General features: G+C 72.9%; 12 protein-coding genes. 4 read left to right on the top strand and 8 right to left on the bottom strand.

What is annotated here, in order from left to right; translation table 11 throughout:
* Positions 1 to 55: 55 nt before the first annotated feature.
* The 5 genes from ABH928_RS18360 to ABH928_RS18340 form a co-directional block, all read right to left on the bottom strand.
* Entirely contained in the window at positions 56 to 406 is a 351-nt protein-coding gene (locus tag ABH928_RS18360; RefSeq protein WP_370067656.1) for a hypothetical protein, read from the bottom strand.
* A gap of 199 nt (positions 407 to 605) precedes the next feature.
* Positions 606 to 2,021, bottom strand: a complete 1,416-nt coding sequence (locus ABH928_RS18355) for an AAA domain-containing protein (protein WP_370067654.1) — start codon at positions 2,019 to 2,021, stop codon at positions 606 to 608.
* Entirely contained in the window at positions 2,018 to 3,607 is a 1,590-nt protein-coding gene (locus ABH928_RS18350) for a hypothetical protein (RefSeq protein ID WP_370067652.1), read from the bottom strand. Before ABH928_RS18350 ends, ABH928_RS18355 begins: the two co-directional genes overlap by 4 nt.
* Positions 3,604 to 4,818 carry a hypothetical protein gene (locus ABH928_RS18345; protein ID WP_370067650.1) on the bottom strand — a complete coding sequence of 405 codons (1,215 nt, stop codon included), beginning with the start codon at positions 4,816 to 4,818 and terminating at the stop codon, positions 3,604 to 3,606. The genes ABH928_RS18350 and ABH928_RS18345 overlap by 4 nt, the downstream gene beginning before the upstream one ends.
* Positions 4,819 to 4,888: 70 nt before the next feature.
* The gene (locus tag ABH928_RS18340) at positions 4,889 to 5,515 is read right to left on the bottom strand and encodes a phosphatase PAP2 family protein (protein WP_370067648.1); all 627 of its coding nucleotides are present in this window, start codon (positions 5,513 to 5,515) and stop codon (positions 4,889 to 4,891) included.
* Positions 5,516 to 5,695: 180 nt separating this feature from the next.
* Between ABH928_RS18340 and ABH928_RS18335 the strand changes: the two genes are divergently transcribed.
* Entirely contained in the window at positions 5,696 to 6,427 is a 732-nt protein-coding gene (locus ABH928_RS18335) for a TetR/AcrR family transcriptional regulator (RefSeq protein WP_370067646.1), read from the top strand.
* Positions 6,428 to 6,620: 193 nt separating this feature from the next.
* The gene (locus ABH928_RS18330) at positions 6,621 to 7,259 is read left to right on the top strand and encodes a histidine phosphatase family protein (RefSeq protein WP_370067644.1); all 639 of its coding nucleotides are present in this window, start codon (positions 6,621 to 6,623) and stop codon (positions 7,257 to 7,259) included.
* A gap of 36 nt (positions 7,260 to 7,295) precedes the next feature.
* Here ABH928_RS18330 and ABH928_RS18325 read toward each other — a convergent pair whose 3' ends face one another.
* Both ABH928_RS18325 and ABH928_RS18320 read right to left on the bottom strand, forming a co-directional pair.
* A complete protein-coding gene (locus ABH928_RS18325) occupies positions 7,296 to 7,754 on the bottom strand; it encodes a heme-degrading domain-containing protein (protein ID WP_370067642.1) in 459 nt (152 codons plus the stop codon).
* A complete protein-coding gene (locus ABH928_RS18320; RefSeq protein WP_370067640.1) occupies positions 7,751 to 8,821 on the bottom strand; it encodes a Gfo/Idh/MocA family oxidoreductase in 1,071 nt (356 codons plus the stop codon). Before ABH928_RS18320 ends, ABH928_RS18325 begins: the two co-directional genes overlap by 4 nt.
* 57 nt (positions 8,822 to 8,878) lie before the next feature.
* On the opposite strand from ABH928_RS18320, the gene ABH928_RS18315 reads away from it, so the two are divergent.
* Positions 8,879 to 10,024, top strand: coding sequence for an ROK family transcriptional regulator (locus ABH928_RS18315; RefSeq protein ID WP_370067638.1), 1,146 nt, complete (start codon positions 8,879 to 8,881; stop codon positions 10,022 to 10,024).
* 125 nt (positions 10,025 to 10,149) lie between these two features.
* Here ABH928_RS18315 and ABH928_RS18310 read toward each other — a convergent pair whose 3' ends face one another.
* Complete coding sequence (locus ABH928_RS18310) at positions 10,150 to 11,463, bottom strand: tetratricopeptide repeat protein (protein ID WP_370067636.1); 1,314 nt, start codon at positions 11,461 to 11,463, stop codon at positions 10,150 to 10,152.
* A gap of 325 nt (positions 11,464 to 11,788) precedes the next feature.
* Here ABH928_RS18310 and ABH928_RS18305 point away from each other — a divergent pair, with 325 nt between their 5' ends.
* A complete protein-coding gene (locus tag ABH928_RS18305) occupies positions 11,789 to 12,328 on the top strand; it encodes a hypothetical protein (RefSeq protein WP_370067634.1) in 540 nt (179 codons plus the stop codon).
* Positions 12,329 to 12,518: the final 190 nt, after the last annotated feature.

Raw genomic sequence — 12,518 nt, 5'->3', positions numbered from 1 at the left:
TCTGCTGCCTTTGGCATATGCCAGGGGGGTAGGAACGGCGGTGCGGGGCCGGTCCCTACGCAAGCGGCCGGCTTCTCATCAGGCCACGCCCGTGCTCGACCATCTTGGCGGCATAGTCCGGAGTCCAGTCGGCGCGGGCCGCGATCTCCTCGAGAGTGAGGTTGTCGAACCGGCGCGGGTCGGCGAGTTGGGCCGCCGCTATCGCCTGGAACTCGGAGGCGCGCTCCGCAGCCGCGCGGAACGCGAGCGTCAGCTCGGTTGCGCGGCCGAGCAGCTCGCGCGGGTCCTCGATCGACTCCAGGTCGAAGAAGTGCTCGGTCTCCGGCTCCGCCAATCCGGGCTCGAAGAGCAGCGGGGCAGGGCGGAGCCTCCTCTGCGACGAGCGATCGGGCGTGGAGTCGGACATCGGACACCTCCTGATGCGTGCGGACGAGCTGCCGGCAGTCCATTGTCGGTCCGAAGCTGCCGGGTGAGGAACAGGGCCTCTCCACCTGGTTATTCCCGTGACGGCGCAGCGGGATTCGGCCTGTTTTCCCGCGCTTCACCGCGCCTGCGGGCTGTCTGTGGGCGGTCTGCGGGCCGCGAGTGGAACCACAGGCGCCGGCTCAGGGCCGGCAGCGGACCCGGTGGGGGCCGAGGTGCTCCAGCACGGCCTGGTTGGCCTCCCAACCGTCCGGGAACTTCAACGTCACGCCCAGCTGGACCGGTTCGGCCGAGGGGTGTTCGTCGAGCAGCTCCGGGATCCCCGCCCTGGCGACCACGACGCACGCGTGGCGGTGACGGGACGTCAGCACGCAGAGGCGGCCGGTCTCCAGATGGAACGCGGTGGCGTCCGGACGCCCGGACAGCGGGTGGAGCACCACGGTGACGTCGTACTCGCGCCCCTGCAAGCGGTTGGCCGTGTCGACGGTCACACCGCCGACGCCGAGCGCCGCAAGTGCCGCGCGAACCGCCGAGGCCTGGTCGCGATGGGCGGTGCCGACAGCGACCCGGTCGGCGGTGAGTTGCTCCTCGCCCCGCTCCGAGAGCGTGCTCCCGCCGCGGGCCAGCAGTCGGGCGACCACGGCCGCGACCGCGGCGACCGCCTCCGGATCGGTGCGGACGGTGTGCCGAGGCGGAAGCTCCAGCAGACCCCAGCCGGAGGCCGCGGCCACGTCGAGGACCTCGTCCGCCGCGGCCGCCAGGCGCCGTGTGAGAGTGCCCGGGAGCGTGGGAGTGGTCAGGGGCGCGGGTGCGCCCAGCAGCAGTCGGCGGTCGCCGGGTCCGGTCCCGGCGCGGAACGGGGTGAACGGGTAGAACGCGTCGGAGATCAGCGGCGCGGCGGAGGCCGGCAAGCGCCAGGAGACGGGAAGCCGGTGCGGAACGATGCCGGGGTTGTGCGCGAGCAGCGTGACGACCGCACTCTGCGAGGGGTCGTAGCTGAGCCCCGCCCAGGCGTCCGCATCGACGATGCTGAACGGGTCCAACTGGCCCGGATCGCCGACGAAAAGCGCCCGCTCGAACAGCCGCGCCACGGCGAGCAGCGCGTCCGAGCGCATCTGGTACGCCTCGTCGACGATCGCGTGACGCCACGGATCGACGTCCTTCACCCACTGCCACTTCGCCGCCGTGGCCACCACGACCGGCAGTTCGCGCAGGTCGGAGACCTTGGTCGAGGCTACGACACCCGGGTGGCGCAGGGCGTGCCCGGCCGGGGTCGCGTCGCTGCCGTGGAGACGGCCGATGGCCAGCCCGGGGTCCTTCTCGGCGAGCCGGTCGACCAGGTCGTCCACCTGGCTGTTGGTCTGCGCGACGATCATCAGCCGCTCGCCCGCACCCGCGAGCTCGCGGGCGGCCCGGACCACGAGCGTCGACTTGCCTGCGCCCGGAGGCGAGTCCACGACGGTGCCGCGCTCGCTGCCGTGCACCGCGGCCCGCAGGATCGCCGCGACCGCGGCGTCGGCCTGCTCGCCCGGGGACGGCGGGGCGGCGGACGTCCCCGACGCCTCGGATGCCCCGTACGGGTCGGTGGTGCTGCTCACTGCGGCGGGCCTCCGTGGGTCCAGGGGGTGTCCTCGGGCTCCGGCAATGGCGCGGACTGACGTGCCGACAGTTCGAACAGGGTGAAGCAGACCTGTTCGCCGGGCTCGGGGACGCTGCCCTGCTCCGGCTCCTTCTTGCGGCCCATGCCGCTCAGCAGACGTACCGTCAGCAACCCGGCCGCCTCGTCGATCCCGGTCAGCTCGGCCTTCTGGGCGGACGGACCGTTGGCCCGGTGCAGCTCCGAACCGGCCTCGACGTGGGGGCGGTCGGCGGTGCGGACGGTCACCAGCGGGCGCGGCTTCGGGCTGCGGCCGCTGGTGTCGTAGGCGGGTTCGACGGACACGACCTCGCCGGCGAAGGCCTGTCCGGCAAGCCGGTGCTCGGCCATGGCCAGCGGGTCGTCCAGCGCCTCCTGCAGGTCGAGGCGGGTCAGTTCGCGTTCGCGCTGGGCGAGTTTGCGCGCGGCGGTCACGGCGTCGTCACGCACCGGCTGCGGCGGCTCGCCCGCGGCCAGTCGGTCGCGGTGGCCGGTGTACGACCAGCGGTCGCCCTCCCACCGCTCGGCCACATGCGCGCCGGGCGGCAGCGTGCGCAGCAGGTCGATGCCCTGCCACACCTGCTGCCAGACCGGGAGCAGCACTGCCTCCAGCAGCGCGTCGATCTCGGCCGCGCGTGCCGCGACCACGTGCGCGGCCTGCTCGTCGTCGCCGACTCCACCGTCTGCCGCTTCGGTGACGGTTCGGTCCGCGGTGGCGCGGGCGGCATCCCGAGCGGCGTCGCGAGCGGCGTCGTGGCGGGTGATCGCGGGACCAAGCACGGCACGGTCGAAATCGGGGTCGGTGGCCGGACCGGCCGGAGGGCAGAGGAGTTGGCCCTGCACGTCCCGTTCGTTCTCGGCCCGCAGCGCCGCCCGCTCGCCGCGTTCGCCCTCGGGTGGGGCGATCCAGCCGAGCAACGCGCCCAGATGCGCGTCCTCCAGTGAGCTCTGCCCCGTCGCCCAGTGGCGCGCCAGCACCCCCGTCAGCGGCAGCAGCAGGGACGAGCCCGGCACCTGTGCGCGCTCGGCGAGGTGGGTGAGCCAGCGCCCCAACAGCGGCACCCGGGGCGGAGCCGGGAACGGACCCGGGTCGGCGTCCTCGGCCGTGCGCCGGAACCGCATCGACCGGCCGAGCAAGCCGAGCAGCTCGACGCCGCCCTGGTTGGGAACGATCAACTGTGGTGCGTCGGTGCAGAGTTCGCGGACCTCTGTGGTGCGCTCGCCCGAGTCGGCGTCCTTGCCGGTGCGTTCGATGAGTTCGACGGACTCGCCGAAACCCTCCAGATACGGCAGCAACTCGTCGGCCAACCGGGCCAGGAAGGCGAACCGCAGGTCGCGGTCGAGCGGCTGTGGCACGGTGAGCAGTACCGGCCGCTCGCGGTCGCACCCGAGCAGGGCCGCGAGTGGCGCGCCCGTCTCGCCGGCAGCGGTCAACGGCACCAGGACGAAAGGCCGTTCGGCCAGATGCCGGTGGCGGACCGTGGCCAGCGGTTGGGCTCGGCCCGACCGTACCGCCTCCAGTCGGGCCAGGGTGGACAGCAGGCTCACCGCACGACCGCCATGTCGCGTGCGGACATCGTCGCTGTCGCTGTCGCTGTCGCCGTTGCTGTCGCTGCCGCAGCGGGCGTGGCAGTGGCCGTGGCCAGCGCCTCGCGGCGGAGCTCGGCCGCTCGTGCCAGTGCGCCGCCGGGTGTGGTGGCGGCGAGGGCCTCGTCGACCGTGGTCAGGCTGCCGAGTTCGCCACGGACGCCACGACCGAGCGTCTCCACCGACCCGGCGGCGCGCGCCTGTGACCTGCAGTGGAACGCCAACTCGCAGGCGGCCAGGCAGTCAGGTGCGTAGGCATGGGGGAGCGCGTCGACGGAGTGCGGCGCGTCCTCCAGGCTTGCCCTGGGCGGGAGCACGTCGAGCAGCTGTTCCACCCGGGTGAGCCGGGCGAGCTGACGCCTGGTCACGGCGATCTGCTTGCGCAGGTCCACCGACGCGGCGGTAGGCGCGTTGCTGAAGTCGCGCGGGCAGACCAGCAGGCCCGTCGTGCTCGGAGCCGCGGCCAGACCCTCCGGCTCGGCGTATGGGGAGGCGGGCAGCGTCGTGCCCTCCAGCGCAGCAGCGGTCGCACGCAGCGCCAGCACGTAGACGGCGGCCTGGCGGGCTGCCGCGCCCACCTTGGCCGGATCGGCGGCTCCGTCCAGGATCGGGAAGGACTTGATCTCCAGCACCGTCCAGCGCCCGTCCGGCCGGACGACGACGGCATCGGGCTCCAGCGAGACCGTGGACCCGGCGACCTCGAGCCGCAGTAGCGGATGGTCCAGCACCGTCCACACGCCGGGCCGCGCCGAAGCCTCGGCCAGCACCGACCGGGTACGCGCGGCCCGGACCGCGGCACCGTCCTTGACCAGCAGGTCCGGCACCTCGACCGGAGTCTGCTCGTCGCCCTCGGGCAGCAGCGTCCGACGCAGCAGGGCGACCAACTCGGCGCAGCCATCGGCGCGCAGCCGTCGCTCGAAGACCAGGCCGCGCGTTATCGCGAACGGTGACTGGCCCATCGCCCCCGGAGCGCCGAGCCGTTCGGCCAGCGCGGCCTTGTCGACCCCGGCGGCGTCCAGCACAGCCCGTCGTCCGCACCCCGGATTGGCGGCGAGCGCGGCCAGTGTCCGCGCGTCCATGCTCCGCGCGGCGGCACGACCGCGGAGCGCGGCGAGCCGCGATTCGAGCGGGGTGAGCGGCGGGTCGACCCGCATGTGCGTCGAGTGGTTCATGGTGCCCGCCAGTGTGGCACCTTCCACTGACAATTCGGGATGTCCTTCGGGGACGTGCGTCAGACGTGCGTCACGGGGGAGACATGGACGTCGGGCGTCGGCTGAGGGCTCTCGGGTTCGCTCGCTGGACCGGGCCGGCCAGGAGGCCGCCGAGGACGACCACGGCGGCGCCTGCCAGGATGTCGAACAGGTAGTGGCTGCCGGTCCCCGTCACCACCAACGCGATGATCACCGGGTAGAGCAGCCCCAGCGTCCGGACCGTCCGGTCCCGCGCGAACCGGACCAGCATCACGCCGCACCAGAGCGCCCAGCCCACATGGAGACTCGGCATGGCGGGCAGCGCGCGGGGTGGCGCAGCGGGGAGGCAGGCGAAGCCGGTCAGAGCGAGCACGGTGGTGATCCCGAGCCAGGTCCGGGCGCGACGGTAGGCGTGGCGGTGCCGTCGCCACAGCCAGATCAGCACGGCCGGGGTGGCCAGGTAGTGCAGCGTCGCGTAGGCGAAGTCGGCAGGTATGCCGAGGTCGAGCAGACGGGTCGCGCCGCGGTGGGTGCTGTTGATGCCGCCGCGGACCAGGAGGCTGCTCCCGTCGTAGGCGAGGTAGATCACCACGACGAGCAACAGCTCCCGCACCGATGCGCCGAGTGCGTCGTGTGGTGCGACGTTCCTGTGCCCCGGTGTGGTGGCGGTCGATGACATGGCGGGCTCCGGGCGCGACGGGACGATTCGGCATGGAAACCGTACGCAGTACCGTACGCCGTACGCCAGGTATTGTCGCAACCGCCCCCGGTCTCGGTGCGAGTGGCCCGCGAACCCGGTCGAACACACCCGTTGTGGTGCCTTTTACCGGCCGTTACCTCACCTGTGTACGCTCCTGGCATGCCCTCCGAGCAGTCCGCCGGCACCGTTGCCAGGCCCAGGCCGACGCGGCGGTCGCGTGCGCCGCGGGGATCGTTGAGCGCCGAGCTGATCATCGAGCGGGCCCTCCGCCTGCTGGACGACAAGGGCCTGGACGCCTTCTCGATGCGCGCCCTGGCCGAGGACCTGGGCGTCGGCACGATGGCCCTGTACACCTACTTCCGCGGCAAGGACGAGCTGTTCCGTGCGGCCAGGGACCGGGTGCTCGACACCTACGTCCCGCCCAGCACCGAGGGCAGTTGGGACCAGCAGCTGCGGGCCGCCTGCATCGCGGTGCACGACCTCTTCACCGGCCGTCCGGCCGTGCTGCGCCTGCTCGCCGAGTCCACCGGCCACGACGACTTCCTCGACGCGGCCACGTCGGCGATGGAGCGGATGCTCATGCTGTTGCGCGAGGCGGGACTGGGGCGCGAGGACGTGACGCGCGCCTATGGCACGCTCTCACGCTTCACCATCGGCTCCGCGCTCCGCGAGATCCGTGTCTGCGCCCGCCCGGAGGCAGTCGAACGCTTCCGCAGCCGCCTGGCAGCGCTTCCGCAGGACCGCTTTCCGAACCTGGCCGATCTCGCGCCCGAGATGCTCGCCTGTGCGGGCGACGGCGCGGGCCAGTACGCCTACGGGCTGGACCTGATCCTCTGCGGCATCCGCGAGCGTGCCCGGCAGGCGGCCGAGGCACCCGCGTCGCAGGCCTGACCAGCCGGGATCGTGGCTGACCGGCTCGGGTCGGGGCGGGGTGCGATCCGGATCCGGGTCGCGATCCGGGTGGGGTGAGGCGGGGCGGGATGTGAGGCCGGGCCGGGTCGGCGTCGTTCGGGTCGGCAGTCGGGGGATCATGGGAGATGTCCTGCGCGCCTTGCGCGCCCCGCACGCCCCTGGAGGAACGTTCATGCCCGCGCGGCTGCTGCTGGTTCGGCACGGTGAGACCGACTGGTCGGCGACCGGTCGCCACACCGGGCGGACGGACATCCCCCTCACCGACGAGGGCCGCACGATGGGCCGTCGCCTGGGTGAGCGGTTCGCCGCCGCGCCATGGCACGGCCTGGTGGACGCGGAGATCCTGAGCAGCCCGCTCTCCCGCGCCAGGGAGACCGCCGAACTGGCGGGCTTCGGTGAGCGCCTGGCCCTCGACGACCGGCTGCTCGAATGGGACTACGGCAGCTACGAGGGCCTGACCGGCCCCGAGATCCGCGCCGGGGCGCAGCCGGGCTGGCTGATCTGGCGCGACGGCGTCCCCGCGGGCGAGAAGATCGGCGAGGTCAGTGCGCGGGTGGACGCGTTCCTCGCCGACATCGACGCCCGTGCGGGCGTGCCGGACCCGGACACCACGGTGATGCACAGCGCCGACCGCGACCTCGTGGTCTTCGCCCACGGGCACCTGCTCCGCATCCTCACCGCGCGCTGGCTGGGCCTGCCGCCGGAACAGGCGCAGCGCTTCAAGCTCGGCCCGGCCACGCTGTCAGTGCTGACCTGGGAGTACGGCGCCCGTGCCGTCGAACGTTGGAACGACGCCGCGCATCTGGCGTAGGGCTGTCTTCCGGATCAGGTCGGGATCACGCTGGGATCAGCCCTCCAGGAACCGCTCCAGCGCCTCGACCACCAGCTTGTGGTCGTCCACCTGCGCCAGCCCCGACACGGCGACCGTTCCGACCAGGCCGACATCGGTGACGGCCACCGGGAACGCGCCGCCGTGCGCCGCATAGCGGTCCGGGCAGAGCCGCGACTTCTCCTCGAAGCTGCTGCCCTTCTCGCGGAAGCGCTGCCCGACCAGGTAGGAACTGGCACCGTAGCGTCGCACCACACGGATCTTCCGCTCGATCCATGCGTCGTTGTCCGCGCAGGTACCGGGGAGGGCGTAGTGGAACAACTGCTGTTCGCCGCGGCGGATGTCGACGGTGATCGGCAGCCCGCGCTCCCCGGCCAGCTCGGCGAGCAGACAGCCCAGACGCCAGGCGTCCTCGTTGGTGAAGCGGGAGAACTGCAACCGCCGCTCCTGCTCGACCAGTTCGGCGGTCGTCGTCACAGTGCCACCGTCCGGCCCTCGGCGGAGGAGAGACGCGCGGCCTCCAGCACGGTCAGCGTGTTGATCGCGTCGCGCGCGGCGACCGGCGCGGGCGCGCGCCCGTGGAGAGCCTCCACGAGCCGGGCGTAGAAGTCCTGGTACGCGCCGGGGAGGGTCGGGTGGGCGACCGAGTCGTCGACGGTGCCGAGCCGTCCATAGCGCTCCGGGGGAGTCTCGCCCCAGCCCTCGTCGGCGGGGGTGCGTCCGGCGCGCAGCGCATCCTCCTGGCCGTCCAGCCCGTAGCCGACGTAGGAGGCCTCGCTGCCCAACACCCGGAAGCGCGGGCCGAGATCGGCGGCCACCGCGCTCATCCACAGGTGGGAGCGGGTGCCGTCGGCGTGGGTCAGCGCCACGAAGGAGTCGTCGTCGGCCTGCGCGCCGCGTCGACGGACATCCAGCTCCGCGTAGACGCGGACGGCGGGTCCGAAGAGGGTGAGCGCCTGGTCGACCAGGTGGCTGCCCAGGTCGTACAGGACGCCGCCGGCCTCGGCCGGGTCGCCCAACTCGCGCCAGCCGCCCTTGAGGTTGGGGCGCCAGCGTTCGAAGCGCGACTCGAAGTGGTGCACCGTGCCGAGCCGACCCGAGCGGATCAGCTCGCTCACTGTACGGAAGTCGCCGTCCCAGCGCCGGTTCTGAAACACACTCAGCAACACGCCACGCGCCTCCGCGAGCTCGGCGAGGGCCCGGCCCTCGGCGGCGGTTGCGGCCAGGGGCTTGTCGACGACGACCGGGACCCCGGCCTCCAGTGCGGCGGTCGCGAGCGCGACGTGGGTCCGGTTGGGGGAGGCCACCACGACCAGGTCCAGCCCGAGCGGCCAGAGTTCGGCGGCGTCGGCCAGGAGTCGGGCTTCCGGGTACCGGGCGGCGGCCTGGTCCCTGCGCTCCGGGTTCGAGGTGACGACCGCGTCCAGGTGCAGTCCCGGGGTGTTCGCGATCAGCGGTGCGTGGAAGACCGCACCCGCGACGCCGTAGCCGATCAGGCCTACGCGCAGCGGGGCGGCGTTGTTCTCTGTGCGGTTCGCAGCCATGCCCCCCAGTTAAACAACAGTGTGGATTAAGTGGCAAGCAAGCCGCATAATCAATTCGTGGCCTCCCTCTCGTCCCGTTCCACTGAACCCGCTGACCTCGCCGATTCCACTGGTTCCACGGGTTCCGCCGGTGCCGCGAGCGCGTCGACCGCCCGGGCGGGTGCGAATCTCACCGCGCTGCGCGACCACAATGCGGCGGCCGTGCTGAGCCTGGTCCGTGCCGCCGGGGCGGGCGGGGTCAGTCGCGTCGAGCTGGCGCGGGGCTCTGGGCTGACTGCCCAGGCGATCAGCAAGATCGTCCAGAGGCTGCTGGAGGACGGCCTCGTCGGGGAGTCCGGGCGCGGGGCCTCGACCGGCGGGAAGCCTCGGACCCTGCTGGCCCTTGTTCCCGAGGCGCGTTGGGCGCTCGGCGTTCAGTTGGGGCGCGACGCCCTCACGGTCCTCCGGGCCGACCTCGCCGGACGGGTCGCGGACACCCGTCACCTGCCCATCGACCTGGCGGAGTGGGGGCCCGGCCCGGTGCTCGACCTGCTGGCCGAGGAGGTGGACCGGCAACTGACCGCCGTCGAGCGCGAACGGGTCCTCGGGGTGGGCGTTGCCTCGCCGGGGCCGCTGGACCAGCAGGCCGGCGTGCTGCACGAGGTCACCGGAGCTCCTGCCTGGAACCGAATGGCGCTGCGCGATGCCGTCGCGGACCGCCTCGGGCTGCCCACCGAGATCGAGAAGGACAGCACGGCCGGAGTGCTCAGCGTCCTGGGTTCCCCGAACCGGGCGTTCATCCACCTCGACCACGGTCTCGGCGCTGGTCTCGTCCTCGGTGGTGCGGTCCAACGTGGAGCGCGCACCAATGCCGGAGAGTTCGGGCATCAGGTCCTCGACCCCGCGGGCCCGCGCTGCCGTTGCGGCAACCGCGGCTGTCTGGAAGCGCTCTGGCAGGCGGCAGCCACGCCGGAGCAGGCGGCACGGCTTCTCGGCGAGGGTGTCGCCAACCTGGTCCGGCTGCTGGACCTGGACGAGGTCGTCCTCGGCGGTCGTGAGGTGGCCGACGCCCCCGAGGCCTACCTCGCGGCGGTGCGGGAGGTCCTCGACGCCAGGCTCCCCGACCCGTCCTGGCAGCGTGTCTCCCTCGCCGTCGCCCCGGCTGGGCGGGATGCCGTGGCCCTGGGCGCCGCCGGGTTGGTGCTGACGCGCGTGTTCGGCTGAGGCACGCCCAGTCGGACGGGGCCGCGGCCAAGGGCCCTCAGGCGCGGGGCCGTAGCCGACGGCCCTCAGGCGTCGGACCGCAGCCAAGAGGCCCGAGGCGCGGGGCCCCGCCCTCGGTCGGCGGCTCAGCTTGCCAGCGCCAGCTGGTACCGCTCCAGGAACTCAGCCACCTCGGGGACGCGGCTGAGCCCGCGGCTGCGCATCCGCTCCGCAGTCGCGGAGACCATGCCCCTGATCCGCGTCGAGCGCACCGAGGTGAGCAGGGCGACCGCGTCGGAACCGGTGCAGGCTGCCTCGACGACCGAGCCGCGGCCGAGCTCGTCGTGCGCCAACTCGGCGGTGTACAAGGCGCGGTTGCGTACGAAGTGGGTGGGCTGCAGCGTTATGGCCTGTTCGGCCCAGCGCGCGGCCGAGTCGAACTCGCCCAGGGCGGCCCAGCATTGGGCGGTCAACCCCGCCAACTCGCCCTCGTTGAAGAAGGACATCCACTCGGGATCCGCCTCCGAGGTGCCGGCTTCGAAGTGGCCTCGGGCCTCGCCCAGGGCGCGGGCGCAGGCTCCGCGATCGCGCAGCAGTGCCCAGCCGCCCGCCTCGCGCAGCGAGAGCAGTGCCAGCAGGCGCGGCGAACCGAGCTCGGCCGCTGCCGTGCGCGCGGCCTGCGCGGCCCGGACCGACTCGCGGGGGCGTCCCGCATCACGCGCGAGGAAGGCGGCGTTGCAGAATGCGTGCGCCTCCAGAGCGGGGTCGCCGGCCATCCGCGCGGTGGCGAGGGCCTCGGCGTAGAGCGAGCGGGCCTCGCCGAGCCGGCCCGAGTCGTGGGCGAGCCAGCCGACCGAGATCGCCAGCTCGCCCGCCCAGGCTTGGAGTTGCTGCTCGACCTTGGCCGTGTAGGAGCCACAGTTGAGCAGTTGGTAGGCCGAGCGCAGGGTGTCACCGGCCCGCTCGAACAGGGTGTCCGCGCCGTGGACGTCGTCCAGCAGTCGGATCTGACGGACCGCCGACTCGACCTCGCGGACTTCTCGGGCGCCGACCTTGGTGCCCACGACCGGCTCGGCCGGGGCGGCGGTGCCTCCCGCCGCCCCGGCGGCCGCGGCCTGAGTCGGGACGTCCCAGCTCAGAGCGGTGGCCACGGCCAGTGGGCCGCCGGTCAGGAACGTGCGTCGCTGCACGTCGTCTTTCTCCTCATCGAGTGGTGCCGCGGAGGCGGGTCTGCACCGGGCCTCCTCGCGGGGTGTGAAGCCCAGCTCGGCCAGTCCGGCGCCCGGGAACATGTGCCGGAACACCCGCTCGTAGGCGTAGTTGGGGCACCGGATCTCGCCCGACTCCACCCGGCCGACGTAGCGCGCGTCGCAGGAGACGTGCTCCCCGATCTCGCGCGCCGCGCGGCGCACCGAGGCGGCGAACTCGCGCGGCGAGAGATCCCCGCGGAGATCGCGCATCCGCAGGTTGGGAGAGGGTTGCGAACGGAGAGAGTCGTGAGCCATGCGGCACCCCCTGGTACGGAACAGCAGTGGTGAGGTTACTCTCCGCAAAAATTCGAACACGCAGGGTTCTGTGACAAATCGGACGTGCTCGCTTCGATCTGCTATGAAATGCCACGGCCTGCCCTGCCTACACCCGTGGCCCGTGATCGGCTGTCGCGTTGTACCTGGTACCGCAGGGTCGTTCGCGGCGCGGCAGGACCGCGTTCGACCAGGCGTGATTGCGTGATCCTGCCGGATCAGGGAGGCCCGGGTGCGACCCGGCACGGCCAAGGAGGCACCTGTGCAGGTGGATACGGGACGTCAGGCGGCGGCCGAGTGCCGTGCGCGCAGGCTGGTCGAGGCCGCCGACCAGTGCGACCGGGTTGACCGGGTCGACGGATGGGAGGACAGGGCGCGTGGCATGGTCGACGTGGTGACGGTCCCTGAGCGTCAGGGGCTGGAGGCGGTCGACATCCTGCGCCTGCGCGGCGGCTGCGGCGGGGTGCTGCACGACACCCCCGCGCTGCCACTGCCGCTGCTGAGTGGGGAGCGGGCGGTGCCGGGTGCCGCTACCGGCGTCGGCGTCGGTGCTGGTGCGGGCATCGGCACCGGTGCTGCGGGCTCGACGCTCTCGTTCCTGGTCCCGTTCGGCACGGCCGAGGCCTGGCAGCTGCCGGGAAGCTCCTGTCGGCACGTCCGCGTGCCCGGTCCGGAGTACGACTGGCTGTTGCCGCCCGGCGACGGCCTCGGCCGTGCCGCGCTCACCGATCCGGGCCAGTTGAGCGAGGCCCTCGGCGAGGCCGCGCGCACGCTCGCTGTCTGCGACGGGTGCCGAAGTTGAAAGCTCTCCGCTCTCCGGTCCTCGCGCTCTCCGGTCCTCGCGCTCTCCGGTCCTCGCGCTGTGCGGTCCGGAGCGTGTCCGCCCGGGAGCTCTGCTGACCTGGTCGAACCCCGGATGTGGTGCTGACGGCCGACGCCGGATACTGGGCGGGTGGCAAGGAAGCACAGAGCGAAGCAGAGCACGGGACAGG

Source organism: Streptacidiphilus sp. MAP5-3 (assembly GCF_041262505.1).
Taxonomy (GTDB): domain Bacteria; phylum Actinomycetota; class Actinomycetes; order Streptomycetales; family Streptomycetaceae; genus Streptacidiphilus.
Note: the sequence above shows the minus strand (reverse complement) of the source record. Positions and strands in the feature narration are given on the sequence as shown.

Excerpts from the sequence above, each read along its gene's own strand:
- ABH928_RS18360 (WP_370067656.1), bottom strand. The coding sequence starts at position 406 with ATGTCCGACTCCACGCCCGATCGCTCGTCGCAGAGGAGGCTCCGCCCT.
- ABH928_RS18345 (WP_370067650.1), bottom strand. The coding sequence starts at position 4,818 with ATGAACCACTCGACGCACATGCGGGTCGACCCGCCGCTCACCCCGCTC.
- ABH928_RS18340 (WP_370067648.1), bottom strand. The coding sequence starts at position 5,515 with ATGTCATCGACCGCCACCACACCGGGGCACAGGAACGTCGCACCACAC.
- ABH928_RS18335 (WP_370067646.1), top strand. The coding sequence starts at position 5,696 with ATGCCCTCCGAGCAGTCCGCCGGCACCGTTGCCAGGCCCAGGCCGACG.
- ABH928_RS18330 (WP_370067644.1), top strand. The coding sequence starts at position 6,621 with ATGCCCGCGCGGCTGCTGCTGGTTCGGCACGGTGAGACCGACTGGTCG.
- ABH928_RS18320 (WP_370067640.1), bottom strand. The coding sequence starts at position 8,821 with ATGGCTGCGAACCGCACAGAGAACAACGCCGCCCCGCTGCGCGTAGGC.
- ABH928_RS18310 (WP_370067636.1), bottom strand. The coding sequence starts at position 11,463 with ATGCGCGATCTCCGCGGGGATCTCTCGCCGCGCGAGTTCGCCGCCTCG.